Origin of the sequence: Variovorax brevis, assembly GCF_030317105.1 — a bacterium.
GTDB classification, from domain to species: Bacteria; Pseudomonadota; Gammaproteobacteria; order Burkholderiales; family Burkholderiaceae_C; genus Variovorax; species Variovorax brevis.
Map to the genome: position 1 here is coordinate 25,273 of NZ_JASZYG010000005.1, position 23,377 is coordinate 48,649.

The 23,377-nt window shown below is 67.0% G+C and carries 24 protein-coding genes; 9 read left to right on the top strand and 15 right to left on the bottom strand.

The features are described 5' to 3' along the window. Positions 1 to 12 precede the first annotated feature (12 nt). Together gabT and QTI66_RS16550 are read left to right on the top strand one after the other, a co-directional pair. Positions 13 to 1,335, top strand: a complete 1,323-nt coding sequence (gene gabT, locus QTI66_RS16545) for a 4-aminobutyrate--2-oxoglutarate transaminase (protein ID WP_286560920.1) — start codon at positions 13 to 15, stop codon at positions 1,333 to 1,335. A gap of 21 nt (positions 1,336 to 1,356) precedes the next feature. After that, positions 1,357 to 2,811 (top strand): NAD-dependent succinate-semialdehyde dehydrogenase, encoded by a 1,455-nt coding sequence (locus QTI66_RS16550; protein WP_286560921.1) that lies wholly within the window; start codon positions 1,357 to 1,359, stop codon positions 2,809 to 2,811. Positions 2,812 to 3,052: 241 nt separating this feature from the next. Here the strand turns inward: QTI66_RS16550 and panC are convergent, their stop codons facing one another. The 13 genes from panC to ccmA form a co-directional block, all read right to left on the bottom strand. Beyond that, the gene (gene panC, locus QTI66_RS16555; RefSeq protein WP_286560922.1) at positions 3,053 to 3,883 is read right to left on the bottom strand and encodes a pantoate--beta-alanine ligase; all 831 of its coding nucleotides are present in this window, start codon (positions 3,881 to 3,883) and stop codon (positions 3,053 to 3,055) included. Positions 3,884 to 3,924: 41 nt separating this feature from the next. Further along, on the bottom strand, positions 3,925 to 4,806 hold the full coding sequence (gene panB / locus QTI66_RS16560; RefSeq protein ID WP_286560923.1) for a 3-methyl-2-oxobutanoate hydroxymethyltransferase: 882 nt from the start codon (positions 4,804 to 4,806) through the stop codon (positions 3,925 to 3,927). A gap of 38 nt (positions 4,807 to 4,844) precedes the next feature. Further along, positions 4,845 to 5,246 (bottom strand): aspartate 1-decarboxylase, encoded by a 402-nt coding sequence (gene panD, locus QTI66_RS16565; RefSeq protein ID WP_286560924.1) that lies wholly within the window; start codon positions 5,244 to 5,246, stop codon positions 4,845 to 4,847. Positions 5,247 to 5,289: 43 nt separating this feature from the next. Beyond that, entirely contained in the window at positions 5,290 to 6,867 is a 1,578-nt protein-coding gene (gene nadB, locus QTI66_RS16570; RefSeq protein WP_286560925.1) for an L-aspartate oxidase, read from the bottom strand. A gap of 226 nt (positions 6,868 to 7,093) precedes the next feature. Continuing rightward, on the bottom strand, positions 7,094 to 7,960 hold the full coding sequence (gene ccmI, locus QTI66_RS16575; protein ID WP_286560927.1) for a c-type cytochrome biogenesis protein CcmI: 867 nt from the start codon (positions 7,958 to 7,960) through the stop codon (positions 7,094 to 7,096). Continuing rightward, entirely contained in the window at positions 7,957 to 8,445 is a 489-nt protein-coding gene (locus QTI66_RS16580) for a cytochrome c-type biogenesis protein (protein WP_286560928.1), read from the bottom strand. The genes ccmI and QTI66_RS16580 overlap by 4 nt, the downstream gene beginning before the upstream one ends. After that, on the bottom strand, positions 8,438 to 8,962 hold the full coding sequence (locus QTI66_RS16585; RefSeq protein ID WP_286560929.1) for a DsbE family thiol:disulfide interchange protein: 525 nt from the start codon (positions 8,960 to 8,962) through the stop codon (positions 8,438 to 8,440). Before QTI66_RS16585 ends, QTI66_RS16580 begins: the two co-directional genes overlap by 8 nt. Beyond that, positions 8,959 to 10,971, bottom strand: a complete 2,013-nt coding sequence (locus QTI66_RS16590) for a heme lyase CcmF/NrfE family subunit (protein WP_286560930.1) — start codon at positions 10,969 to 10,971, stop codon at positions 8,959 to 8,961. Before QTI66_RS16590 ends, QTI66_RS16585 begins: the two co-directional genes overlap by 4 nt. Beyond that, positions 10,968 to 11,414, bottom strand: a complete 447-nt coding sequence (gene ccmE, locus QTI66_RS16595; RefSeq protein WP_286560932.1) for a cytochrome c maturation protein CcmE — start codon at positions 11,412 to 11,414, stop codon at positions 10,968 to 10,970. The genes QTI66_RS16590 and ccmE overlap by 4 nt, the downstream gene beginning before the upstream one ends. Then, entirely contained in the window at positions 11,411 to 11,572 is a 162-nt protein-coding gene (gene ccmD, locus QTI66_RS16600; protein ID WP_286560933.1) for a heme exporter protein CcmD, read from the bottom strand. Before ccmD ends, ccmE begins: the two co-directional genes overlap by 4 nt. Beyond that, positions 11,569 to 12,348, bottom strand: coding sequence for a heme ABC transporter permease CcmC (gene ccmC, locus QTI66_RS16605; protein WP_444815009.1), 780 nt, complete (start codon positions 12,346 to 12,348; stop codon positions 11,569 to 11,571). The genes ccmD and ccmC overlap by 4 nt, the downstream gene beginning before the upstream one ends. A gap of 14 nt (positions 12,349 to 12,362) precedes the next feature. Then, positions 12,363 to 13,076 carry a heme exporter protein CcmB gene (gene ccmB, locus QTI66_RS16610; RefSeq protein WP_444815010.1) on the bottom strand — a complete coding sequence of 238 codons (714 nt, stop codon included), beginning with the start codon at positions 13,074 to 13,076 and terminating at the stop codon, positions 12,363 to 12,365. Then, positions 13,073 to 13,705: a cytochrome c biogenesis heme-transporting ATPase CcmA gene (gene ccmA / locus QTI66_RS16615; RefSeq protein WP_286560934.1), complete on the bottom strand. Its 633-nt coding sequence runs from the start codon at positions 13,703 to 13,705 to the stop codon at positions 13,073 to 13,075. The genes ccmB and ccmA overlap by 4 nt, the downstream gene beginning before the upstream one ends. A gap of 82 nt (positions 13,706 to 13,787) precedes the next feature. Between ccmA and QTI66_RS16620 the strand changes: the two genes are divergently transcribed. The 3 genes from QTI66_RS16620 to QTI66_RS16630 are packed head-to-tail and all read left to right on the top strand — an operon-like array spanning position 13,788 to position 16,550. Continuing rightward, positions 13,788 to 15,311 (top strand): phytoene desaturase, encoded by a 1,524-nt coding sequence (locus QTI66_RS16620; protein WP_286560935.1) that lies wholly within the window; start codon positions 13,788 to 13,790, stop codon positions 15,309 to 15,311. Beyond that, entirely contained in the window at positions 15,277 to 16,386 is a 1,110-nt protein-coding gene (locus QTI66_RS16625) for a phytoene/squalene synthase family protein (protein WP_286560936.1), read from the top strand. The genes QTI66_RS16620 and QTI66_RS16625 overlap by 35 nt, the downstream gene beginning before the upstream one ends. Before the next feature lie 32 nt (positions 16,387 to 16,418). Beyond that, positions 16,419 to 16,550 carry a hypothetical protein gene (locus tag QTI66_RS16630; RefSeq protein ID WP_286560937.1) on the top strand — a complete coding sequence of 44 codons (132 nt, stop codon included), beginning with the start codon at positions 16,419 to 16,421 and terminating at the stop codon, positions 16,548 to 16,550. 5 nt (positions 16,551 to 16,555) lie between these two features. Here QTI66_RS16630 and QTI66_RS16635 read toward each other — a convergent pair whose 3' ends face one another. Next, positions 16,556 to 17,443 carry a carotenoid 1,2-hydratase family protein gene (locus tag QTI66_RS16635; protein ID WP_506555396.1) on the bottom strand — a complete coding sequence of 296 codons (888 nt, stop codon included), beginning with the start codon at positions 17,441 to 17,443 and terminating at the stop codon, positions 16,556 to 16,558. Continuing rightward, on the bottom strand, positions 17,440 to 19,029 hold the full coding sequence (gene crtD, locus QTI66_RS16640) for a 1-hydroxycarotenoid 3,4-desaturase CrtD (protein WP_286560939.1): 1,590 nt from the start codon (positions 19,027 to 19,029) through the stop codon (positions 17,440 to 17,442). The genes QTI66_RS16635 and crtD overlap by 4 nt, the downstream gene beginning before the upstream one ends. An 80-nt stretch (positions 19,030 to 19,109) precedes the next feature. Between crtD and QTI66_RS16645 the strand changes: the two genes are divergently transcribed. The 4 genes from QTI66_RS16645 to QTI66_RS16660 all read left to right on the top strand — a co-directional run bounded on the left by QTI66_RS16645 (position 19,110) and on the right by QTI66_RS16660 (position 23,260). Beyond that, the gene (locus QTI66_RS16645) at positions 19,110 to 19,994 is read left to right on the top strand and encodes a polyprenyl synthetase family protein (protein ID WP_286560940.1); all 885 of its coding nucleotides are present in this window, start codon (positions 19,110 to 19,112) and stop codon (positions 19,992 to 19,994) included. A gap of 28 nt (positions 19,995 to 20,022) precedes the next feature. Further along, a complete protein-coding gene (locus tag QTI66_RS16650) occupies positions 20,023 to 21,198 on the top strand; it encodes a methyltransferase (RefSeq protein ID WP_286560942.1) in 1,176 nt (391 codons plus the stop codon). A 107-nt stretch (positions 21,199 to 21,305) separates the two neighbouring features. Beyond that, positions 21,306 to 22,244, top strand: coding sequence for a chlorophyll synthesis pathway protein BchC (gene bchC / locus QTI66_RS16655; protein ID WP_286560943.1), 939 nt, complete (start codon positions 21,306 to 21,308; stop codon positions 22,242 to 22,244). Continuing rightward, positions 22,241 to 23,260 carry a chlorophyllide a reductase iron protein subunit X gene (locus QTI66_RS16660; RefSeq protein ID WP_286560944.1) on the top strand — a complete coding sequence of 340 codons (1,020 nt, stop codon included), beginning with the start codon at positions 22,241 to 22,243 and terminating at the stop codon, positions 23,258 to 23,260. Before bchC ends, QTI66_RS16660 begins: the two co-directional genes overlap by 4 nt. The last annotated feature ends 117 nt before the right edge of the window (positions 23,261 to 23,377 follow it).

Genomic DNA, 23,377 nt, shown 5'->3' on the forward strand with positions numbered 1-23,377 from the left:
GAGAGACACCGCATGAGTTCCACCGCCACCCTCGCGCGTCCGCAGAGCGACGCCGCTGCAGTCACCAATGCCAGCCTGGATGCACGCCGCATCGCAGCCGCCCCGCGCGGCGTCGGCATCGGCTTTCCCATCTATGCGGCGCGAGCGCGCAACGCGGAGTTGTGGGACGTGGAGGGACGCCGCTACATCGACTTCGGCTCGGGCATCGCCGTGCTCAACACCGGCCACTGCCATCCGCGCATCGTGGAAGCGATCCGCGCGCAACTCGATTGCTTCACGCACACGGCTTACCAGGTGGTCCCCTATGAAAGCTCGGTCGCGCTGGCCGAACGCCTGAATCGCCTCGCGCCCGGCACGCATGCGAAGAAGACCGCTTTCTTCACGACCGGCGCCGAGGCCGTGGAGAACGCCATCAAGATCGCGCGCTCGGCCACGCGACGTCCCGGCGTCATCGCGCTGACGGGCGGCTTTCATGGACGCACCTTCATGGGCATGGCGCTGACGGGCAAGGTGGCACCGTACAAGGCCGGCTTCGGCCCCTTCCCGGGTAGCATCTTCCACGTGCCGGCGCCGCAGGCGCTCAATGGCGTCACGGTCGACGATTCGCTGCGCGCCATCGAGCACCTGTTCAAGTCCGACATCGAGGCCGAGCAGGTCGCCGCGATCATCCTCGAGCCTGTGCAGGGCGAAGGCGGCTTCCATGTCGCGCCGCCTGAATTCATGCGCGCCCTGCGCGAAATCTGCGACCGCCACGGCATCCTGCTGATCGCCGACGAAATCCAGACCGGCTTCGCGCGCACCGGCAAACTGTTCGCCATGGAGCACTACGACGTGCTGCCCGACCTGATGACCGTCGCCAAGAGCCTGGCGGGCGGCATGCCGCTGTCGGGCGTGATCGGCCGCGCAGAGATCATGGACGCGCCGGCGCCCGGCGGGCTCGGCGGCACCTACGCGGGCAACCCGCTCGCCATTGCGGCGGCCCACGCCGTGCTCGACGTGATCGAGGACGAGCGGTTGAACGAGCGCGCCGCCCATCTCGGCCAGCGCCTGACCGCGCACTTGCAAGCCTTGCGCCGCGAAGTGCCGCGCATTTCGGACGTGCGCGGGCTCGGCGCCATGGTGGCCATGGAATTCGCCACGGCCGACGGCAGCCCGGACCCGGCCCTCGCCAAGATGGTGCAACAGCGCGCGCAAGCGGCTGGCCTGCTGCTGCTGATCTGCGGCACAAATGCCAATGTGATTCGATTCCTCTTCCCGTTGACCATCGAAGAGTCCATATTCGAGGAAGGCCTCGCCATTGTTTCGCGGGCTGTGCAAGGCTCAACAGCCAGTTAACGCCAAGGAGATCGACCGACCATGTTGAAACTGAAGGATTCCAGCCTGCTGCGCGAGCGGGTTTTCATCGCCGGCGAATGGATGGATGCGGACTCGCGCGAGACCGTCCCCGTCGTCAACCCGGCCACCGGCGAGCAGATCGGCACCGTGCCGATGTGTGGCACCACCGAGACCGTGCGCGCCATCGAAGCGGCCGAAGTCGCGCAACGCGCCTGGGCACGGCGGCCGGCCAAGGAACGCTCGGCTATCCTGCGCAAGCTCAACGACCTGATGCTGGCCAATGTGGACGACTTGGCGCTCATCATGACCACCGAGCAGGGCAAGCCGCTGGCCGAGAGCAAGGGCGAGATCGCCTATGCGGCCTCGTTCATCGAGTGGTTCGCCGAAGAGGCGCGGCGCGTGTACGGCGACACCATTCCGGCGGCGCAGGCGGATCGCCGCATCCTTGCGCTGAAGCAGCCCGTGGGCGTCACGGCCGCGATCACGCCCTGGAACTTCCCGACCGCGATGCTGACGCGCAAGGCCGGGCCGGCGCTGGCGGCGGGTTGCGCGATGGTGGTCAAGCCCGCGACGCAGACGCCTTTCTCGGCCCTTGCTTTTGCTGAACTCGCCGACCGGGCGGGCGTGCCCAAGGGACTGCTGTCGGTGTTGACCGGATCTGCATCGAAGATCGGCGGCGAGATGACGCGCAGCCCCATCGTGCGCAAGCTCAGCTTCACGGGCTCGACCGAGGTGGGGCGCACGCTGATGCGGCAGTCGGCCGACACCATCAAGAAGCTCTCGCTGGAACTGGGCGGCAACGCGCCTTTCATCGTGTTCGACGATGCGGACATCGACGCCGCGGTGGAAGGCGCGATGGTGTCGAAGTACCGCAACACCGGCCAGACCTGTGTCTGCGCCAACCGCATCCTTGTGCAGCGCGGCGTACTGGAGGCGTTCACGCAGAAGCTGGTGGAGAAGGTCAAGGCGCTGAAGGTGGGCGAGGGCACACAGCCCGGCGTGAACCAGGGGCCGCTGATCGACGACAAGGCCGTGGCCAAGATCGAGGAACACGTGGCCGATGCGCTGGCCAAGGGCGGCACCGTGCTGGCGGGTGGCAAGCGCCACGCGCTGGGCGGGCGCTTCTACGAACCCACCGTGATCGGCGGCGCGACGTCAGACATGCTGGTGGCGCACGAAGAAACCTTCGGCCCGCTCGCGCCCATCTTCGCCTTTGACACCGAGGACGAAGCACTGGCGATGGCGAACGCCACCGAGTTCGGCCTTGCGTCGTACTTCTACAGCCGCGACATCGGCCGGATCATGCGGGTTGCCGAACAGCTGGAGTGCGGCATCGTCGGTGTGAACACCGGCCTCATCTCCACGGCGGAGGCGCCGTTTGGAGGCGTCAAGCAATCGGGCTTGGGGCGGGAAGGTTCGAAGTACGGGCTGGATGACTATCTGGAGATCAAGTACGTGTGCCTCGCGGGGCTGTAGAGTGACTCGCTATGGCCACGATGATTCGAACAAGGGTCTCGACTCCCTCTCCCTCCGGGAGAGGGTTGGGGTGAGGGCACCGGGCGGTCAAAAGCGCGTGGTCATTGCATGGGCCCGGTGCCCCTCACCCAACCTCTCCCCGGAAGGGAGAGGAGCAAGTCCGAGCAAACTCCGCGCTGCCGCAAAAGCCCGTGCTGGTGAGTGAGGCGTCAGTCGGCCCGAGCGCCATCAAGCCGTTCGCTCAACTGTCGATCTCGAGGTTGTCGATGAGCCGTGTCGTCCCAAGGCGCGCAGCAGCCAACGCAACCAGCGCCTCTCCGGATGCGGGCGCCTGCAAGTCGGCGCGTCGACGCAACACCAGGTAGTCTGGCTGCCAGCCGCGTTCCTGCAGCGCGCTCATGCCGCGCGCCTCGATCGCGGCAAAGTCACGCTCGCCTGAACGCACGGCCTCGGCCATCGCCTTGAGCGCGTTCGAAAGCTGTATGGCTTCCACACGCTCCGACTCGCTGAGATACCCGTTGCGCGAAGAAAGCGCCAGCCCGTCCTCGGCGCGCCGCGTTTCCGAGCCGACGATCTCGATGGGCAGCGCGAACTGTCGCACCATGTGGCGGATGACCATCAACTGCTGGTAGTCCTTCTTTCCGAACACCGCCACGCGCGGTTGCACGCAGGAAAAGAGCTTCATCACGACAGTGCATACGCCGATGAAAAAGCCCGGCCGGAAGTGGCCTTCGAGGATGTCGGCCAGCGCCGGATCGGGATGCACCTTGCAGGTTTGCGGCTCGGGGTAGAGCACCTTTTCATCCGGCGCGAAGAGCAGGTCGCAGCCGGCCGCCTGCAACTTGGCACAGTCGCTGTCCCAGGTGCGCGGATAGGTGTCGAAGTCTTCGTGCGGCAGGAACTGCAAGCGGTTCACGAAGATGCTGGCGACCATCACGTCGCCCAGCGGCTTCGCTTGGCGCACCAGATCCAGATGGCCGTCGTGCAGGTTGCCCATGGTGGGCACGAAGGCGGGGCGTTGAAAGCCGGCCAGGTGTTCGCGCAGTTCGTCGATCGTGCGGGCGATATGCATGTTCAGGTCTCGTTGAATCGAATGAAGGGTGGGCGCGCGGCTTACCAGGCGTGCAGCCTGTCGTCCGGAAAACTGCCGTCCTTCACGGCGCCCACATAGGCTTGCAGCGCCTGCAGGATGCCGCCGCCCTCGGCCATGAAGTTGCGCACGAACTTCGGCATCTTGCCGAGGTTGATGCCCAGCATGTCGTGCAGCACCAGCACTTGGCCGGCCGTCGCGCGGCCGGCGCCGATGCCGATGGTCGCGCAGCGCGTGAGTTCTCCGGTCAACGCGGCGGCGAGCGTGGCGGGCACCATCTCCAGCACCATCATCGCGGCGCCCGCGTCCTGCAGTTCGAGTGCGTGCTGGCGCAAAACGGCAGCGGCTTCGCTGCCCTTGCCCTGCACGCGGTAGCCGCCCAGCGCATGCACTGTCTGCGGCGTGAGGCCCAAGTGCGCGCACACCGGAATGCCGCGATCCACCAGGAAGCGAACGGTGTCGGCGGTCCAGCCGCCGCCTTCGAGCTTGACCATGTGCGCGCCCGCCTGCATCAGCACCGTGGCACTGCGCAGCGCCTGTTCGCGAGACTCGTGATAACTGCCGAAGGGCAGGTCGGCAATCAGCCAGGCCGTGCCCTGCACGCGGTGCAGGCCGCGAAACACGCTTTCGGTGTGATAGCGCATGGTGTCGAGCGAGACGCCGACGGTGCTGTGCAGGCCCTGGCACACCATGCCGAGCGAATCGCCCACCAGCAAGCATTCCACGCCGGCCGCATCGGCCATGGCGGCGAAGGTCGCGTCGTAGGCGGTGAGCATGGTGATCTTCTCGCCGCGCGCGTGCATGTCGGCCAGGCGCGGCAGGCTCAAAGGCTTGCGCAGCGCCGGCGGCGAGGCGGGGGGCAGCGTGCCGTAGGGGCTCGCCGGTTCGTTGGTGGTGGCGGTCATGCGGGACGACTTGAAGGAAGAAGCAAAAGGCGCCGGGCTCAGGCGGCCACGGGCTCGCCGGACGCAGCCTGCACCGGGATGTGGGCGCGTTCTTCCTTGATGCGATTCGCGCCGTCGACGAACACCAGCCGTGGCCGATGCGTGGCCACTTTCTCTTCAGGCACGAGGCCGAAGGCGGCAATGATGATCAGGTCGCCCACCGAGGCCTTGCGGGCGGCCGAACCGTTCACCGAGATGATGCCGGTGCCGCGCTCGCCGCGGATGGCATAGGTCACGAAGCGCTCGCCGTTGTTGATGTTCCAGATGTGCACCTGCTCGTTCTCGACCATGCCGGCGGCGTCGAGCAGGTCTTCGTCGATGGCGCAGGAGCCTTCATAGTGGAGTTCGCAATCCGTCACGGCAACACGATGGATCTTCGACTTGAGCAGGGTACGAAACATGGCGTGAAGTCTTTCTCTTGGAGAAGTAAAAGAAGGGAAGCGTTCAGATCGCCGACGGCACCAGGATGGTCGGCACCGCGGTGGCCGCGAGCGAGGGATAGTCGCGGCTGAAATGCAATCCGCGGCTCTCGTGGCGCGCCTGCGCCGAGCGCACGATCAGCTCGGCCACCTGCACCAGGTTGCGCAGTTCGAGCAGGTCTTGCGTGACACGGAAGTTGCCGTAGAACTCGTCGATCTCGCGCGAGAGCAAGGCGATGCGGTGCGCCGCGCGCTCCAGCCGCTTGTTGGTGCGCACGATGCCCACGTAGTCCCACATGAAGCGACGCAGTTCATCCCAGTTGTGCGAGAGCACGACGATCTCGTCCGCATCGGTCACGCGGCTCGGATCCCACGGCGGCACCTCGGCCACGCGGCGCGGCGGCGTGTCGGCAATGGCCTTGGCGGCGGCGCGCGCGAACACCATGCACTCGACCAGCGAATTGCTGGCCAGCCGGTTGGCGCCATGCAGGCCCGTACAGGCCGTCTCGCCGATGGCGTAGAGGCCGGGCAGGTCGGTGCGCCCGCTCAGGTCGCTCATCACGCCGCCGCAGGTGTAGTGCGCGGCGGGCACCACGGGAATGGGCTCGCGCGTGATGTCGATGCCCAGTTCGGCGCAGCGCGCGAGGATGTTCGGAAAGTGCTCGCGCAAAAACGCCGGGCTTTGATGCGAGATGTCCAGGTGCACGCAATCGAGGCCGTGCTTCTTCATCTCGAAATCGATGGCGCGCGCCACGATGTCGCGCGGTGCGAGTTCAGCGCGTTCGTCATGCGCGGGCATGAAGCGCGTGCCGTCGGGCAGCTTGAGTTGTCCGCCTTCGCCACGCACGGCTTCGCTGATGAGGAAGGACTTGGCGAAGGGGTGATAAAGGCAGGTCGGATGGAACTGGATGAACTCCATGTTCGACACGCGGCAGCCCGCGCGCCACGCTGCCGCGATGCCATCGCCTGTCGCAGTGTCGGGGTTGGTCGTGTAGAGGTAGACCTTGCCTGCGCCGCCGGTGGCCAGGATGGTGTGCGGCGCACGAAAAGCCACGACCTCGTCGGCCTCCGAGTCCAGCGCATACAGGCCGTGGCAGCCGATGTCGCCCAGGCCGAGCTTGGTTCCCGTGATCAGGTCGACCAGCGTGTGGCCCTCGAACAGCGTGATGTTCGGTGTACGACGCACCACGTCGATGAGGCAGCGCTGCACTGCTGCGCCGGTGGCGTCGGTGACGTGCGCAACGCGCCGCTGGCTGTGGCCACCTTCGCGTGTCAAATGCAATGCGCCATGTTCCTCGGAAAAGGGCACGCCGAGCGTACGCAGCCATTCGATCGCCTCGGGTGCATGTTCCACGACGAAACGCGTGGCGTCGAGGTCGCACAAGCCCGCGCCGGCCACCAGCGTGTCTTCCACGTGGGACTCGATGGTGTCGCCCTCGCCCAGCACCGCGGCAATGCCGCCCTGGGCCCACTGGCTGGCGCCATCGCTCAGGCTGCGCTTGGTGATCACGGCCACGCGATGCGTGCTGGCCAGGTGCACCGCGGCACTCAGTCCGGCAAGGCCGCTGCCAACGATGAGAACGTCGAAGTCGTGAGATGCCATGAGGGAGCAACAAATGCGAGGCCGAACCCTGGACCTCAGATGGAAAAATGAATCGCTTCGGCCACCCGGCCAGCGGGCGAAAAGCAAGTCGAAATCGGTTTCAGCCGTTGTCTCCGAGGGATGAATTCGATGATTTCGAATGTGTCTCTGGAGCTTCGCAAGACGGCCATGATGTTCGGAGCGCGGCGAACTGTAGCACCGTCTCGATCCCCTGCCGGTCGAAGCGCTACTGACCGGAACCCATCGCCGCGCGGGCAGCCTGAAGTTGCGCGTCCATGTTGGCTGCGAACGCACCCGTCGGCACTTGCTCGCGTGCCCGGGTCCAGAAGTCGATGGCTGCGGCGAAGTCGTGGCGTTCGAAGGCATCCGATCCGGCCAGGGCAAGCGCCTTGGGATGGCGCGGCTGGATCCCGAGCGCCCGCTGGATGAGTCTTGCCGGCTCGCCGCGCGTGCTCCCGCCCTGCAACATGGCCAGCACATCCGCCTGGTCCACGAGCAAGACCGGATCGTCGGGCGCGACGGAAAGGGCGCGTGCAAACGCGCTGCTGGCCTTGTCGAAGCGATTCAGTGCCGCGTAGGAGCGCGCGACGAGCGCCCAGCCGGCCGCGTCGACCGTGCCGGCGCGCTGGCCTTGCATCTTTTGCTCCATGCTGTCGAGCATGGATTCGGCTGCACGGGCTTCCGCTTCTTGCGCGGCCGCGGTTGAAGCGGCATCCATGCGGCTTGGCTGCAGGGCGGAAGGCTTGCCGAGATAGCCATAAACGGCGAAAGCAAAAACAACGATCGCCAGCCCGAGCCCTGCGATCGACGTTCGTGATGGCCGCGAGAGCACCGACGACTTGTGTCCCGCAACGTCCGCAAGCACACGCTGCTCGATTTCACGGCGGCAGCGATCGCGTTCCATTGCGTCGATCCGCCCGGCTGCGAACTCTGCGTTCAGGTCAAGCAGTGCTTGCTGCAGGACCAGGAGGCTTGCCGCTCCCGGGGATGCGGGGTGGGATGCTTCCACACCGCGGCTTCGCAGCGGCACGACGAGCAACAGCCACGCCATCACCGTCATGCCGGCGGCCGCGCACCAAAACAGCAAGTTCACTTCACGCCCGCGCCGTCTTCAAGGAGGGCTTGCGCGTGCAAGCGTTCATCATCGCTCAGGTCGGCGGGCGCTCCACTGCCAGCTTGTTTGCGCAGGCCGAGAAAGAGCGACAAGAGCGCACCGACCAGGAAGGCGAACGGGCCCATCCACAGGACCAGCGTGCGCAATTCCCACATCGGCTTGTAGAGAACGAATTCGCCGTAGCGGGCCACCATGAAATCCAGGACCTGCTGGCGCGACTGACCTTCCGAGAGCATCCGTCCGATCCGCTTGCGCAGGTCTGCGGCCAGCGCCGATTGCGACGCGGCGAGCGTCTCGTTCTGGCAGACGAGGCAGCGAAGCTCTTCCGCGACCTGCATCACGCGCGTCTCGAGCGCCGGGTCGTCTGCCAGGGGCAAGGCCTCCACGGCGTGCGCTGAGTTGCCCATGCACATCGCCAATGCCATGGTCCAGGTGGCGAGCATTCGTTGCGTTGTCTTAGCCATTGAGTTTCCTCACGAGCGGAATGATGGTCTCGCGCAGCGCTTGCGGCGTCAGCGGACCTGCGAGCTTGTGGCGGATCACGCCTTGCTTGTCGATCACGAAGGTCTCCGGGACGCCGTACACGCCGAAGTCGATGCCCACGAGTCCGTCCGAGTCTGACAAGGACGCAACGTAGGGATTGCCCAGGCGCTGCAGCCAGTTCGCAGCATCGGAAGCCTTGTCCTTGTAGTTGAGGCCGTAGATGGGGACGACGCGGGCCGCGGCCAGGTCGCGCACCACCTCGTGCTCGAGTCGGCACGCCACGCACCACGAAGCCCAGACGTTCAGCACCCAGACCTGGCCGCGCAGGTCGTTCGCGGTCAACGCGCGTCCTGGCGCGTCGAGCAGCGGCAGGCTGAAGGCGGGTGCCGGCTTGCCAATGAGCGGCGAAGGCACTTCGCGCGGATGCAGTGTGAGGCCCGCCGCCATGAAAGCGATCAGCACGAAGAACACAACAAGGGGCAGTGCGAAGCGCTTCATGTCGGACCTTGCACCTTCCGCGCCAGGACGGTTGGCGTGGTCGGCCGCGACGGTGCGGTCCGCGGGTCGATCACGGCCTTGGGCACCATGCGCCGGCGACGGTCGACCACGGCCATCAGGCCGCCAATCGCCATCAGCAGGCACCCGCCCCAGATCCAGCCGATGAAGGGCTTGTACTGCACGCGAACGCCCCAGGCCAAGGGGCCGACGGGCTCGCCGAGCGTGGCGTAGATGCCGCGTGTGAAGGCATGGTCGATGGCGGTCTCGGCCATCGGCGTTCCGCTCGCGGTGTAGAGGCGCCGCTCGGGAGAAAGTGTCGTCAGCGGCAGGCCATCGCGCGCCACGGCCAGGGTGGCTTGCACCGCCATGTAGTTCGGCCCTTTCCGTTCGCGCACGCCCTCGAAGCGGATGCTGTAGCGGCCCAGCGTCACACTCTCGCCGGGCGCCATGCGAACGTCCTTTTCAACCGCGAAGCCACCGACGATCGTCACGCCGACGACGAAGACCGCCACGCCGAAGTGCGCGACGAGCATGCCGTAGTAGCTGCCCGATTGCGACCTTGCGCGCGCGAACCAGCCGGCCGACGGATGCGCGCGCAGTCGCTCCAGAAAATTGAGCATGCAGGTGGCGGTGATCCACGCAGCCAGCATCAGGCCGAAGCCGACCAGCGGCGTCCACCGGCCGAGCGCCAAGGGTGCGAGCAACGCGGTCGCCGCGCTCACGCCAAGGGCCCAGCGCAGCCGGCGTGCCAGGTCGCCTGCCGCCGCTTGCCGCCAGCGCGCGATGGGCCCTGCGCCCATCAGGAACAGCGCCGGCGCCATCAGCGGCACGAACACCGCCTGGAAGTAGGGTGGCCCCACCGACAACTTGCCCAGACCCAGTGCGTCGATGGCGAGCGGGTACAAGGTGCCCAGCATCACGGCCGCGCAGGCCGCGAGCAGCAGTGCATTGTTGGCGAGCAACATTGATTCGCGCGACACCAGCTCGAAGCAGGCCCCGCGCCCCGCCTTTGGCGCACGGCATGCGAAGAGGGTGAGCGCCGAGCCCGTCACGAGCGCGAGAAAGACGAGGATGAAAACCCCGCGCTTCGGGTCGGCCGCAAAGGCATGCACCGACGTCAGCACGCCCGAGCGAACGAGGAAGGTGCCGAGCAGCGACAAGGAAAAGGTCGTGATGGCCAGCAGCGCGGTCCATGCCTTGAAGGCACCGCGCTTGTCCGTGACCATCAGCGAGTGCATCAACGCGGTGCCGGCCAGCCAGGGCATGAGCGACGCGTTCTCCACCGGATCCCAGAACCACCAGCCGCCCCAGCCGAGCTCGTAGTAGGCCCAGAAGCTGCCGAGCGCGATGCCGCAGGTCAGGAAGCACCACGCGATGGTTGTCCACGGCCGCGACCAGCGCGCCCACGCCGCATCGAGCCGGCCGGTGGCGAGCGCGCTCACGGCGAACGCGAAGGCCACCACGAAACCGACGTAGCCCATGTAGAGCATGGGAGGATGGATCACCATGCCCGGGTCTTGCAGGAGCGGAGTCAGGTCCTGGCCGTCGGGCGCGGCAGGCAGCAATCGCTCGAAGGGGTTCGAGGTGAAGAGCGTGAAGAGCAGGAAGCCGCTGCTGACGATGCCCATCACGCCAAGCGTGCAGGCGAGCGTTGCCTCGTCGAGCCGACGCGAGAACACGCTCAGCGCCAGGGTCCATCCCGCAAGGATCAAGGTCCACAGCAGGATCGAACCCTCGTGGCCGCCCCACACCGCCGTGACGCGGTAGACGGTCGGCAGCGCGGAGTTCGAATGCTGCGCGACATACAGCACCGAGAAGTCGTTCTGAAGGAAGCACTGCGTGAGTGCGGCGAAGGCGAGCACGACGAAAACGAACTGCGCCTGCGCAGCAGGCCGGGCGAACGCTGCCCATTCGCCGCCCCGTTGCCAACGCACCCACGGCGAAAACGCCTGCACCAGCGCCATCGACAGCGCCAGCACGAGTGCAAGGTGGCCGAGTTCAGGAATCATGGCTGCGCGGCCTGCAAGGTGCGACGGCCCTTGTCCAGCGCATCGGCGGCTTCGGGTGGCATGTAGTTCTCGTCGTGCTTGGCCAGGATCTGATCGGCGTAGAAAACACCGTCCACGCCGAGTCGACCCTGCGCGACCACACCCTTGCCTTCGCGAAACAGGTCGGGCAACAGGCCGGTGTAGACGACCGCGACCTGCCGGGCCAGGTCGGTGATGACGAAGTGCACCGTGAGGCCCTGCGCCGAGCGCTGGAGGCTGCCTTCCTGGACGAGGCCGCCGAGTCGAAAGCCGCGCCCGTGCGGCGCCTCCCTGGCGGCGACTTGCGAAGGGCTGAAGAAGAACACCAGGTTGCCGCGAAAGGCATTGAGCACCAATGCACTGGCGACCGCCAGCGCCGCAAGGCCCGCGAGGATCGACAGGCCGCGACGCGTCCTGGCTTTCACGCGCCTTCCCCCGGTCCGCGTCGGGCCAACTGGCGGCGGCGCACGAGCACATGGCCGATCTCCACGGCGACGGCCAACGCCGTCATGCCGAAGGCGCCCCAGACATGGAGACCATAGCCACCCATCTCCAGGAACTGCGCGGGGTTGCTCCAGTTCATGAGGCCTCCCCGATCCTGCGCGCCCAGGCTGTGTCTCGCTCGCGCTCGAGGATGATCGTTCGCAGCCGCGCCAGCGAAATCGCGATGCAGTAAAGCCACACCGCAAGCACCATGACGAGCATCCCCGTGAGCATCGGCGTCGCGATGCTGGGAGCTTTTGAAAAGCTCACTGATGCGCCCTGGTGCAAGGTGTTCCACCACTTCACCGAGAAATAGATGATCGGCACGTTGACCACGCCTACCAGTGCGAGCAGCGCAGCCGCCCGGTCCGCCCGTCGCAGGTCGTCGATGGCGCCGTGCAGCGCGAGAAAGCCGATGTAGAGGAACAGCAAGATCAGCTCCGACGTGAGCCGTGCGTCCCACACCCACCACGCGCCCCACGTCGGCTTGCCCCACAGCGCACCGGTCCACAGCGCCAGGAAGGTCATGAGCGCACCCGTGGGCGCCAGCGCCCGCGCAAACATCGATGCCAGTCGCGCATTGAACACCAGGCCGATGCCGGCCCAGAAGGCCATGACGACGTAGATGAGCATCGACATCCACGCGGCCGGCACGTGCACGAAGATGATGCGATAAGCGTCGCCCTGCTGCGCATCCGTCGGCGCGATGCCCAGGCCGATGACCAGGCCCACCACGCCCAGCAGCGCGGCAAGGATGGCAGACGCGATCATCAGCTTGCCCGCCAGCGGATAGAAGCGTTGTGGCGATGAATACGCAAACCAGTTGATCGATGACGCGCCGGGCCGCGGCAGCGGCGAAGTGGACATCAGCGCCATGGGTGCCTCCTTCATCATTCGAACGCGATGCGCAGTGCCGCGGCGGCGGCAGGCGGCGCACCGGCGAGCGCCAGCAGCAGCATGGCGCCCAGCAGCGAGAAATGCCCGACCGTGCCCCCGCCCGAGCTGCCGGCATCGACCGCGCCAGCGCCGAAGATGAGCACCGGCACCACCAGCGGAAGCACCAGCAGCGACAGCAACACACCCGCACCGCGAACACCCACCGTGAGCGCGGCGCCGATGGCACCGACGAGGCTCAGCACCGGCGTTCCGATGAGCAGCGACGCGGCCAGCACGGCCATGGCCGCAGCCGGCAGGCCCAGTTGCAGGGCCAGCAGCGGGGAGATCAGCGCCAGCGGCAAGCCGGAGCACAACCAGTGCGCGCACGCCTTGCCAAGGACCAGCCACGCCAGCGGCGTCGCCGACAGCAATTGCTGCTCGAGCGTGCCGTCCTGGAGATCGTCGGCGTACATCCGCATCAGCGACAGCATCGACGCGAGCAAGGCCGCGACCCACACGACGCCTGGCGCCATGCGTCGCAGCAACGCGGGCTCCGGGCCGATCGCGAGCGGGAAGAGGCTCACGACGATGACGAAGAAGAAGAGCACGGCCGCACTGTCGGTGCGCCGGCGCAGCGCGAGTTGCACATCGCGCATGGCGATGCACCACACGCCGCGCAACACGCCGGCTTCGTTCGGTGCTGCGGCGGGCAGGGCGATGGCGGTCACAGCGCAAGCTCCATGGGCATCAGCGTCGCCGGCAGGGGAAGCGCCGTGGCGTGGCTGGTCAGCAGCACGACGCCGCCGCGGCCCGCGTGCCTGGCCACAAGCTGTGCGAGCGCATCTGAAGCGTGCGCATCGAGCGCATCGAAGGGCTCGTCGAGCACCCACAGCATCGCGTCGCTGCACAGCGCGAGCCGTGCAAGTGCCACGCGCTTTCGCTGACCCTGAGACAGCTTGCGCGCGTGCGCATGCGCAAATCCCCGCAAGCCGCAGGCTTCCAGCGCGTCCAGTGCTTGCCCTGGAGAAGGATTGGCACCCGCCAGCCGCGATGCGACCAGCAGGTTTTCCACGGCCGACAAATCGTCCTTCAGCGCTGCGCCATGCCCGATGTACGCGAGCTGCCGATGGAATTCCTCCCGCAGCGCGCCGATGCGCGTGCCCTGCCAGAACACATCGCCCTGCGCAGGCCGCAGCAGGCCGCAGACCATGCGCAGCAAGCTGGTCTTGCCGGCACCGTTGGCGCCGGTCACGCGCAGCAGGCGCCCCCGTGGCACCGCAATTCGCAATGCGCTGAACAAAACCCGGCCGCCGCGCACGCAAGCGAGGTCTCGCAGTTCCAGTGCCGGATCGACCATGTTGTCAATTTAACCTGACACTCATATTATGCGCAACATGTTGACAACTCCAGTAGGGGCATCGCGGATCCCGCTGCCGCGCGTGCGGTCAGCGCGCCCCGTGGGGGAGCCGCCGCAGGCGATCGTGATCGGTAGCGGCTTCGGCGGCCTGGCCGCTGCCGTGCGCCTGGGTGCACGTGGCTATCGCGTGACCGTGCTGGAAAAGCTTGACGCACCGGGTGGGCGTGCCTACGTCTTCCGGCAAGACGGCTTCACTTTCGACGCCGGGCCGACCGTCATCACCGCGCCTTTTCTTTTCGAGGAGCTGTGGGAACTCTGCGGCAAGCGGATGGCCGACGACGTCTACCTGCGGCCGGTGTCGCCCTTCTATCGCATCCGCTTCGACGATGGCACGAGCTTCGACTATTCGGGCGACGCTGCTGCCATGCGTGCCGAAGTGGCGCGGCTGGCACCCGATGACGTGGCGGGCTACGAGCGCTTCCTCGCGGCCAGCGAGGCGATCTACAAGGTCGGCTTCGAGCAGCTCGGCGATGTGCCCTTCAGCACATGGAGGGACATGGCGCGGGCGTTGCCCCAGCTCGTCAAGCTGGAGGGCTACCGGACGGTCTATTCGCTTGCCTGCAAGCACGTACGCGATGCGCGCCTGCGCGTGGTGCTGACCTTCCAGTCGCTGCTGGTTGGTGGCAATCCCTTTGCGACCACGTCCGTCTATTGCCTCATCGCCTTCCTGGAACGGCAATGGGGCGTGCATTTCGCGATGGGCGGCACCGGCAGCCTCGTGAAGGGCCTGGTGGGCTTGATCGAAGGGCAGGGCGGCAGCGTGCGCTGCAGCCAGGCCGTCACGCAGATCACGGTGAAGGACGGCGCGGCCACAGGCGTTCGACTCTCGAACGGCGAAGCGTTGCGCGCGGATGTCGTCGTCTCGAATGCAGACTCGGCGACCACTTATCGGCACCTGGTCGCGCCGGAGCACCGAAAGCGCTGGACCAATCGCAAGATCGAGAAGGCGCGCTATTCGATGAGCCTGTTCGTGTGGTACTTCGGCACGCGGCGCCAGTACCCTGGCATCGCGCACCACACCATCGCGCTGGGCCCGCGCTATCGCGAACTCCTCGAAGACATCTTCGAGCGCAAGTTGCTTGCGGACGATTTCAGCCTGTACCTTCATCGGCCGACTGCGACCGATCCTTCGCTGGCGCCGCCCGGTTGCGACGCGTTCTACGCCCTCTCGCCGGTGCCGCACCTTCAAAGCGGAACCGATTGGTCGACGCGTGCCGAACCCTATCGCCTTGCCATCCAGCAACGCCTGCAGGCGACGCTCCTGCCCGACCTGGACCGTTGCCTTGCCACTTCGCGTGTGTTCACTCCGCAGGACTTCCAGGACCGCCTGTCGTCTTTTCGCGGTGCCGCCTTCGGCATGGAGCCCGTGCTGCGCCAGAGCGCCTGGTTTCGTCCACACAACGAGAGCGAAGAACTTGAGCGCCTGTACCTCGTCGGTGCAGGCACCCATCCCGGCGCCGGCTTGCCCGGCGTGCTGTCGTCGGCCCGCATCCTCGATACGGTGGTGCCTCATGCAAATTCAATTGCCCGTCGCCGCGTTGCATGACGTCGTGCGCGCCCAGGATCGCACGCGCATCGAGCCTGCCGACATCGCGGCCTGCCGCGCATCGTTGCGACAGGGCTCGCGCACCTTCCTCGCAGCATCGCTGCTGCTGCCGCGCGAAGTGCGCGACGCCGCCTGTGCGCTCTATGCCTTCTGTCGCATGGCCGACGATGCGGTGGACGATGGCGACGACGAGCAGGGCGCCGTCGAAATGCTGCGCCATCGCCTGGCGCGCGCCTACGACCGGGCGGCGCCCATTGCCTCAATCGGCAGGCCCTGCGACCGCGCGCTGGCCGCGGTCGTTGCACATTTCGACATTCCACGCGCGCTGCCCGAGGCCATGATCGAAGGCTTCCAGTGGGACGTGTCGGCCCGGCGGTACGAGAGCTTCGAGGAGTTGTGCGAATACGCCGCGCGCGTGGCCGGCGCCGTCGGCGCGATGATGGCCTTGCTGATGGGCGTGCGCTCGGCCGATGGCGTCGCGCGCGCCTGCGATCTCGGTGTGGCCATGCAACTGTCGAACATCGCGCGCGACGTGGGCGAGGACGCCGCGATGGGCCGGCTCTATTTGCCGCGCGAATGGATGCGCGAGGCCGGCATGGATCCTGAAGCGTGGCTGGCGCGTCCCGCGCATACGCCGGCACTGGGTTCGGTGATCTGCCGTCTCCTCAAGGCGGCGGACGTGCTTTACCGGCGTGTTGACGCAGGCGTGGCGGAGCTGCCCCTGGCCTGCCGTCCCGGCATCAATGCGGCCCGCTTCCTGTATGCGGATATCGGCTGGGTGGTGGAAAAATCGGGCTTCGATTCGATCGCGCAACGCGCCGTCGTGCCGGCTTCACGCAAGGCCTGGTCGCTGGCGCGCGCGCTGCTCGCGATCCGTCCGCGGCGTGCGGCGCATCGGTGGCCCGTTCTACCGGCCAATCGCTTTCTCGTCGAGGCCGTGGCGGAAACCGGGCCGCAGCAGCAACAGCAACTCGCGCATGTAGCAGACGGCCGTGTCGTGTGGTTGATCGATCTGTTCGACCGGCTCGAACGCCAAGAGCGGGCCCGGGCCATCCGCCCGCCGATGCGCGCCTGAGTACTTGCGCAAATGCCGCGGAAGGCTGTGACTTGAGCGCCGGCCTGATCATCACGCTGGAGTTCCTGGGCGGCATCGGCGTGGTGATCGGCCTCGCGGTGTGGGAGCTTTGTCGCCTGCGGCGCGACAAGCAAACACACAAGGACGAGACTGACCGCGATTGACGGCCTCAGCGTGCGATGCGCGGCATGCGAAAGGGCAGCATCCACTGGCACCAGGGCGAAGCAAAGCGTTCGAGCGCAAGACTTTCGTGGACGCAGGTCACGCGCTCGCCAAAAAGCTGCGTGTCGACCAGGGTGCGGGCATAGAAGGGCGCGTCTTCCATCGTGCGCTTGACCTGGGCCGATCCACCGTCGTCGCAGCGCGTCAGGCGATCCATGCGCCAGCCGCTGCGTGCAAGCGTCGCCGTTGCCGGTGCGCGGCGCTGGACGATCTTTCCCGAAGGTTCGAACTGCAGCGCGAGTGCGAGGTCGTCCGACGCCTTCCGCGCCACGTCATACAAGACGAAGCTTCGCCCGTCGCTCGTCGTTCCGCGCGACCAATCCCAGCGCACGAAGTCCTGCTCGAGCGCCCGGTCGCCTTCGTTTGAATCGAAGTAGCCTGTGCCCTGCCACGCCATGCGCGGTCGTTGCAGTGCCACTTCCACGCGCGCGCAGGGAGCAATCGGACGCCAGCGGTGCATTCCCGCGGCGTCCAGCGCGAACGACTGCTGCAACAAGGCCAATGGATAGACGCGAATCTCCCCGCGCAATCGCGCCAGCCAGGGCACCGAGACTTCGTCGATTCGTATGACGAGGGCATCGCGCGTCCAGCGCATCTGGCTCGGTCCCACGCAAAGCTCCGTGCGGCCGCGGTGCACGCACTCGCGGCCACGTTCGGTCATCGCCCACTGGTTGGTGCTGCGTGAACGGCCGTAGAGCGCAACGTTGATGGCGCAATGGTCGAGCGGATCCGCAGCGCCGGCGGCTGCCTTGCGCCGCGCGCGGGTGTAGTAGGGCGAGAAAACGCTTCCGACGAAGCCGATGATCGTGAGCCCGCATTGCCCGTCGTCGCTCAGCGCGTCGACGTACCACCATGCGTAGCCACCGGGTGCGACCGGCGCGTCGAAGCGCGGTCCTCCATCAAGCTGGCCGCAGCCAGCCGTCCGGACAACGCTGCCATCGGCACGCCCGGCCCCGGATGCGTGCTGCCGCCCGCCAGGTAGAGGCCCGGCAAGCGGGTGCGCGACCCCGGCCGGCTGAACGATGCCGCCCAGCCGTGCGAGGCCTGTCCGTACAAGGCGCCGCCCGTGCCCGGAAACATCTGCCCGAACTGGTTGGGCGTCGTGGTCACCGACGCGTCTTTCGCCCAATTCACTTGCAAACCGCAACGCGCCAGTTGGCCGAAGGCTTTCGCTTGGCATGATTCGATCTCCCCTTGGGTGAAGGTTCTCGTGTCTCCGGATGGAGGCGCGTTCACGATGCAGAGCAGGCGCTCCTGGCCGCCGGGTGTGAATGCATCGGCGTCGTCGCCGCGGTCTTGCGCGCACACGTACACGGTCGGCTCGGCTGGCAAGCGATCGCGCTGCAAGATGTCGTCGAACTCGGCCGCGTAGTCGCGCGAGAAGAACACGTTGTGGCGCATCAGCGGGAAGCCGCTGGTGGGAGCGAGCAGGTTGATGGTGATAGCGGACAAGGACCGCGATGCGCCTGGCCTGGCCGGTTGCGCGGCTGCTGCGGCGCTGCCCAGCAGGCCCTGTCCGAGCGCTGCGACATCGCCGTTGAAGATGACCGCGCCCGCTTTAACGAGCTCGCCGCCCGCCAGTCGCACGCCAGTCGCGCGGCCGTCGCGGCAGACGATTTCCTCGACGTGCGCGCCGTAGCGAAAGCGCGCGCCACGGCTGAGGCAAAGCGACTCCGTCGCCTGCGCGAGCCGATGCATGCCGCCTTCAACCAGCCACACGCCTTCCTGCTCGACATGCGCGACCAGCATCAGCGTGGCCGGCGCCAGCCAGGGCGAGGAGCCGCAGTAGGTCGCATAGCGGCCGAACAACTGGCGCAACCGGGGGTCCTGGAAATAGTTGCCAAGTTCCTTCCACAAGGTGGCGAAAGGCGAGATGCCCATCAGCGCCGGCAGTCCGCGCAGCCCGGCGCGCCCGACGAGCGACAGCGGAGTGGGGCGCGTGCCGCGCAGGAAGGGCTTTTCGAGCGTGTCGTAGATCTGCCGCGCACGCGCGCAAAAGGTGCGGTAGCCGTTCGCCGCACCCGCCCCGGCGAAGTCGCCGATGGCCTCGCAGCTTTGCTTCACATCGGCAAAGAGGTCGAGCCGTGCGGACTCGTCCCATGCGTGGCGTGCCAGCACGTGGGCCCGCTGCAGCGGGATTTGGTCTTCAAGGCGCACGCCGGCCTGTGCGAAGAGCTCATCGAATACCCAGCGCATCGTGAAGACGGTAGGCCCCGCATCCATCGGGGTGTCGCCCACCCACACCCTGCGCATCTTGCCGCCGGGGTGCCGCGCGCGCTCCAGGACCAACACCTCCATCCCTGCGACGGCCAGTTCCAGCGCTGCCGCCATGGCACCGATACCGGCACCCACGACCACGACCCGGTCGCTGCGCCCTGCGATGACCTTGTCGATGACTGCCGGTTGACGCTGCGCTGTCATGTGTCTATTCTACATGACACTATAAAGTGACTATCAAAAATGACATCCGCCCGGAGCTTCCAACCGAAAGGCCAACGCCCATGAAACCGCTCACTCGAATCGAACACTCCCTGGCCATGGCCATTTCGATGGGCGAGGCGCCTGGATGCCCGCCGAAGCTGGCCGGGGCCGTGCGGCACGCCGTGTTCCCGGGCGGCGCACGCGTGCGGCCCCGACTGTGCCTTGCGGTGGCCGCCGCTTGCGGAGACGACGACCCCGTGCTGTCGGACGCGACGGCCACGTCCATCGAACTGCTGCATTGCGCATCCCTTGTGCACGACGACCTGCCGTGCTTCGACAACGCCGCCACGCGGCGGGGCCGGGCGTCGGTGCAGTACGCCTGGGGCGAAAGCCTGGCTGTGCTCGCCGGTGATGCCCTGATCATCCTGGCCTTCCAGACGCTCGCGGCCGGGGCAGCGCACTCGCCGCTTCGCCTGCCGCCGCTCATGGCGACGGTCGCGACCAGCGTGGGGATGCCCTTCGGCGCCGTCGCGGGACAAGCCTGGGAAAGCGAGCCGCGCATCGACCTGGGCGACTACCAGCGCGCCAAGACCGGCGCGCTGTTCGCGGCCGCGACGATGGGCGGTGCGCAGTCCGCCGGCGCGGACCCCGGGCCCTGGCGTGCCTTCGGCGACTGGTTGGGCGAGGCCTACCAGGCGGCCGACGATATCCGTGATGTGGTGGGCGATCCGCGCGAGCTCGGAAAACCCGTTGGCCGCGACCTGGCCTTGCTGCGCCCGAGCACCGCGAGTGAACTGGGCCTTGAAGGCGCCATTGCGTATTTCGACCAACTCGTGGCCCGCGCGATCGATGCCGTGCCCGAGTGCCTCGGCGCCGATGGGCTGCGTGCGCTGGTGCGGGGCGAATCCGAGCGCCTGGTGCCACGGGCGCCGGTCGTCGCCGATCTGCTGCGCGCGGCGGCCTGACGATGCGGGGCCCGTGAAGGACTTGAGCATGCAGGCGATGTCCGCCACGCCAAGCGGTGCTCGCAGCATGCGCGACCGTTGGCTTGCATGGCGCGATCGCCTGCTGGCGAGCCGTTCGTTCCAGCGCGCGGCTGCGGCCTTTCCGCTCACTGCGCCCATCGCGCGCAAGCGGGCGAGCGAACTGTTCAACCTGGTGGCCGGCTTCGTCTATTCGCAGGTGTTGTTGGCCTGCGTGCAATTGCGGCTCTTCGACACCCTTGCAGAAGGCCCGCAGACGATCGGCGAATTGTCGGCTCGGCTCTGTTTGCCGGTGGCGTCCACCGAGCGCCTCATTGCCGCGGCCGAGGCGCTCAAGCTGGTCGAGGCGCGTGGCGGCGGGCGCTTCGGCTTGGGCACGCTGGGTGCGCCGATGGTGGGAAACACTGCGATCACGGCCATGATCGAGCACCACGCTTCGCTCTACGCCGACCTGCGCGATCCTGTTGCATTGCTTCGCGGCGAAGAGACATCGTCATCCTCGCTGGCGCGCTACTGGCCGTATGCCGATGCGCCGGCACCGGGCGCGCTGACTGCGGCAAGCGTGCAGGCGTACAGCGCGCTCATGACGGCGTCGCAGCCCCTGGTGGCCGACGAGATCCTCGACGCCTATCCGCTTTCAAGGCACCGCTGCCTGCTGGACGTTGGCGGTGGCGAGGGCGCCTTCGTCCTGCGTGCGGCAACGCGCGCGCCCCGCCTTCGGCTCGTGCTCTTCGACCTACCCGCCGTGGCCGATCGCGCACGCGCACGATGCGCGGCAAGCGACGTGGGCGGGCGCGTGCAGATCGTCGGTGGCAGCTTTCTCTCGGATGCGTTGCCCAAAGGGGCTGACGTGGCCAGCCTCGTTCGCGTCATTCACGACCACGACGATGCAGCAGCCCTTCGGATTCTTCGTGCGGTACGCGAGGCGTTGACACCCGGCGGCACGCTCTTGCTGGCCGAGCCGATGGCTGGCACGCCCGGCGCGCAGGCGATGGGCAATGCGTACTTCGGCTTCTATCTGTTGGCGATGGGCCGTGGCCGTCCACGCACGGCCAAAGCCCTGCGGTCACTCCTGCACGCGGCCGGCTTCGAGTGCGTGCGCCCGGTTCCGACGCGCATGCCGCTGCAAACAAGTCTTCTGGTTGCACGAACGCCTATTGCATCCGCTCCCGGTTCGGGAGTGTAATTGAAACCAGACAGATAAAGAAGTCAATAAAACATGACACTTCAGGTTCGACCGAACGGCGCACAACCCCGGTGTGCGAGCGGGTCTTGCCTTGGGAGCGTGCCCGCATGAACACCCTCGCCGTCGTCTTCGAGAAGCCCCAGCAGCTCGCGCTCAGCGAACTCGCCCTGATCGAGCCCGGCGATGAAGACGTGGTGGTCGACATCGAATGGAGCGGCATCAGCACCGGCACCGAACGCCTGCTGTGGAACGGCCGCATGCCGCAGTTTCCGGGCATGGGCTATCCGCTGGTGCCGGGCTACGAATCGGTCGGGCATGTCACCTCGGCCGGCAAGGACTCGGGCGCGCGCGCCGGCGATCGCGTCTTCGTGCCGGGCGCCAAATGCTTTGGCGAAGTCAGGGGATTGTTTGGCGGCGCTGCGTCCACCGTCGTGTTGCCGGGCGCGCGAACGCTGGCCTTCGATGCGGGCTTCGGAGAGCAAGGCGTGCTGCTGGCGCTGGCGGCCACTGCTCACCACGTGAGCGCCGCCGCGTGTGGGCAGCAACCGGACCTGATCGTCGGCCATGGCGTGCTCGGACGAATGGTCGCGCGCATCGCGGTCAGCGCGGGCGCCTCGCCCGTGGTCTGGGAAACCAACGCGCGACGGCGCGAAGGCGCACTTGGTTATGAAGTGATCGATCCTTCAGGGGATTCCCGACGCGACTATCGATCGATCTGCGACGTGAGCGGCGATGCGTCCTTGCTCGACACGCTCATCGCGCGGCTGGCGCCGGGCGGCGAAATCGTGCTCGCCGGCTTTTACGACGAGCCCTTGTCCTTCAACTTTCCACCGGCATTCATGCGCGAGGCACGCCTGCGCATTGCGGCTCAGTGGCAGCCGCAAGACCTCGTCGCGGTGAAGGCCCTCGTCGAATCGGGCCGCCTGCCCCTGGACGGACTCATCACCCATCGCGCCGATGCCACCGAGGCCGACAGCGCCTATCGAATGGCCTTCGGTGATCCTGCCTGTCTGAAGATGGTTCTCGATTGGAGAAGCTGCAAATGACCACAGCCCACGTCATTCCCGAGGGGACGCCGGTCCGCTTCATGCAGCAGACGATGCTGCGCGCCGAAGCCGCTGTCGAACCCGACGCGGTGTCCACCGCGCCGCCCACGAAGGAGACGCAGATCATCGCGATCTACGGCAAGGGCGGCATTGGCAAGAGCTTCACGCTGGCCAACCTCTCCTACATGATGGCGCAGCAGGGCAAGAAGGTCTTGCTCATCGGCTGCGATCCGAAGAGCGACACGACCTCGCTGCTCTTTGGCGGGCGGGCGTGCCCGACCATCATCGAGACCTCGTCGAAGAAGAAGCTGGCCGGCGAGGCAGTCGCCATCGGCGACGTGTGCTTCAAGCGCGATGGTGTCTATGCGATGGAACTCGGCGGCCCTGAAGTCGGTCGCGGATGCGGCGGGCGCGGGATCATCCACGGCTTCGAGTTGCTCGAGAAGCTGGGCTTCCACGAGTGGGGCTTCGACTACGTGCTGCTCGACTTCCTGGGCGACGTGGTCTGCGGCGGCTTCGGCTTGCCGATTGCACGCGACATGTGCCAGAAGGTGATCGTGGTCGCGAGCAACGACCTGCAGTCGCTCTACGTCGCCAACAACGTGTGCTCGGCCGTCGAGTACTTCCGAAAGCTCGGCGGCAACGTGGGCGTGGCGGGCATGGTGATCAATCGCGACGACGGCACGGGCGAAGCATCGGCGTTCGCGGAGAAGGTCGGCATTCCGGTGCTGTCGGTCATTCCGGCCAACGACGACATCCGCCGCAAGAGCGCGAGCTACGAAATCATCGGCGTGCCGGGCGGCGCCTGGGGGCCGATGTTCGAGCAGCTGGCGCAGAACGTGGGCACCTCATTGCCCGTGCGGCCCAAGCCGATGACGCAGGACCAGTTGCTGGGTTTGTTCGCGGCGGACACGGTGGGTCGCAACGTGGTGCTGGAGCCGGCCACGCAGTTCGACATGTGCGGCAAGCGCGAAGTCGTCAAGGAAACGCTCGAGGTGATCTATGACGAGGCGTGAAGTCCCTTTCTCGCTCTCGCTCCGGGAAAGGGTTGGGGTGAGGGCATGACTGCGACGGGTACGCCAGTTGGTGGTGACGCCAGCCCCTCACCCCAGCCCTCTCCCCGCAGGGGCGAG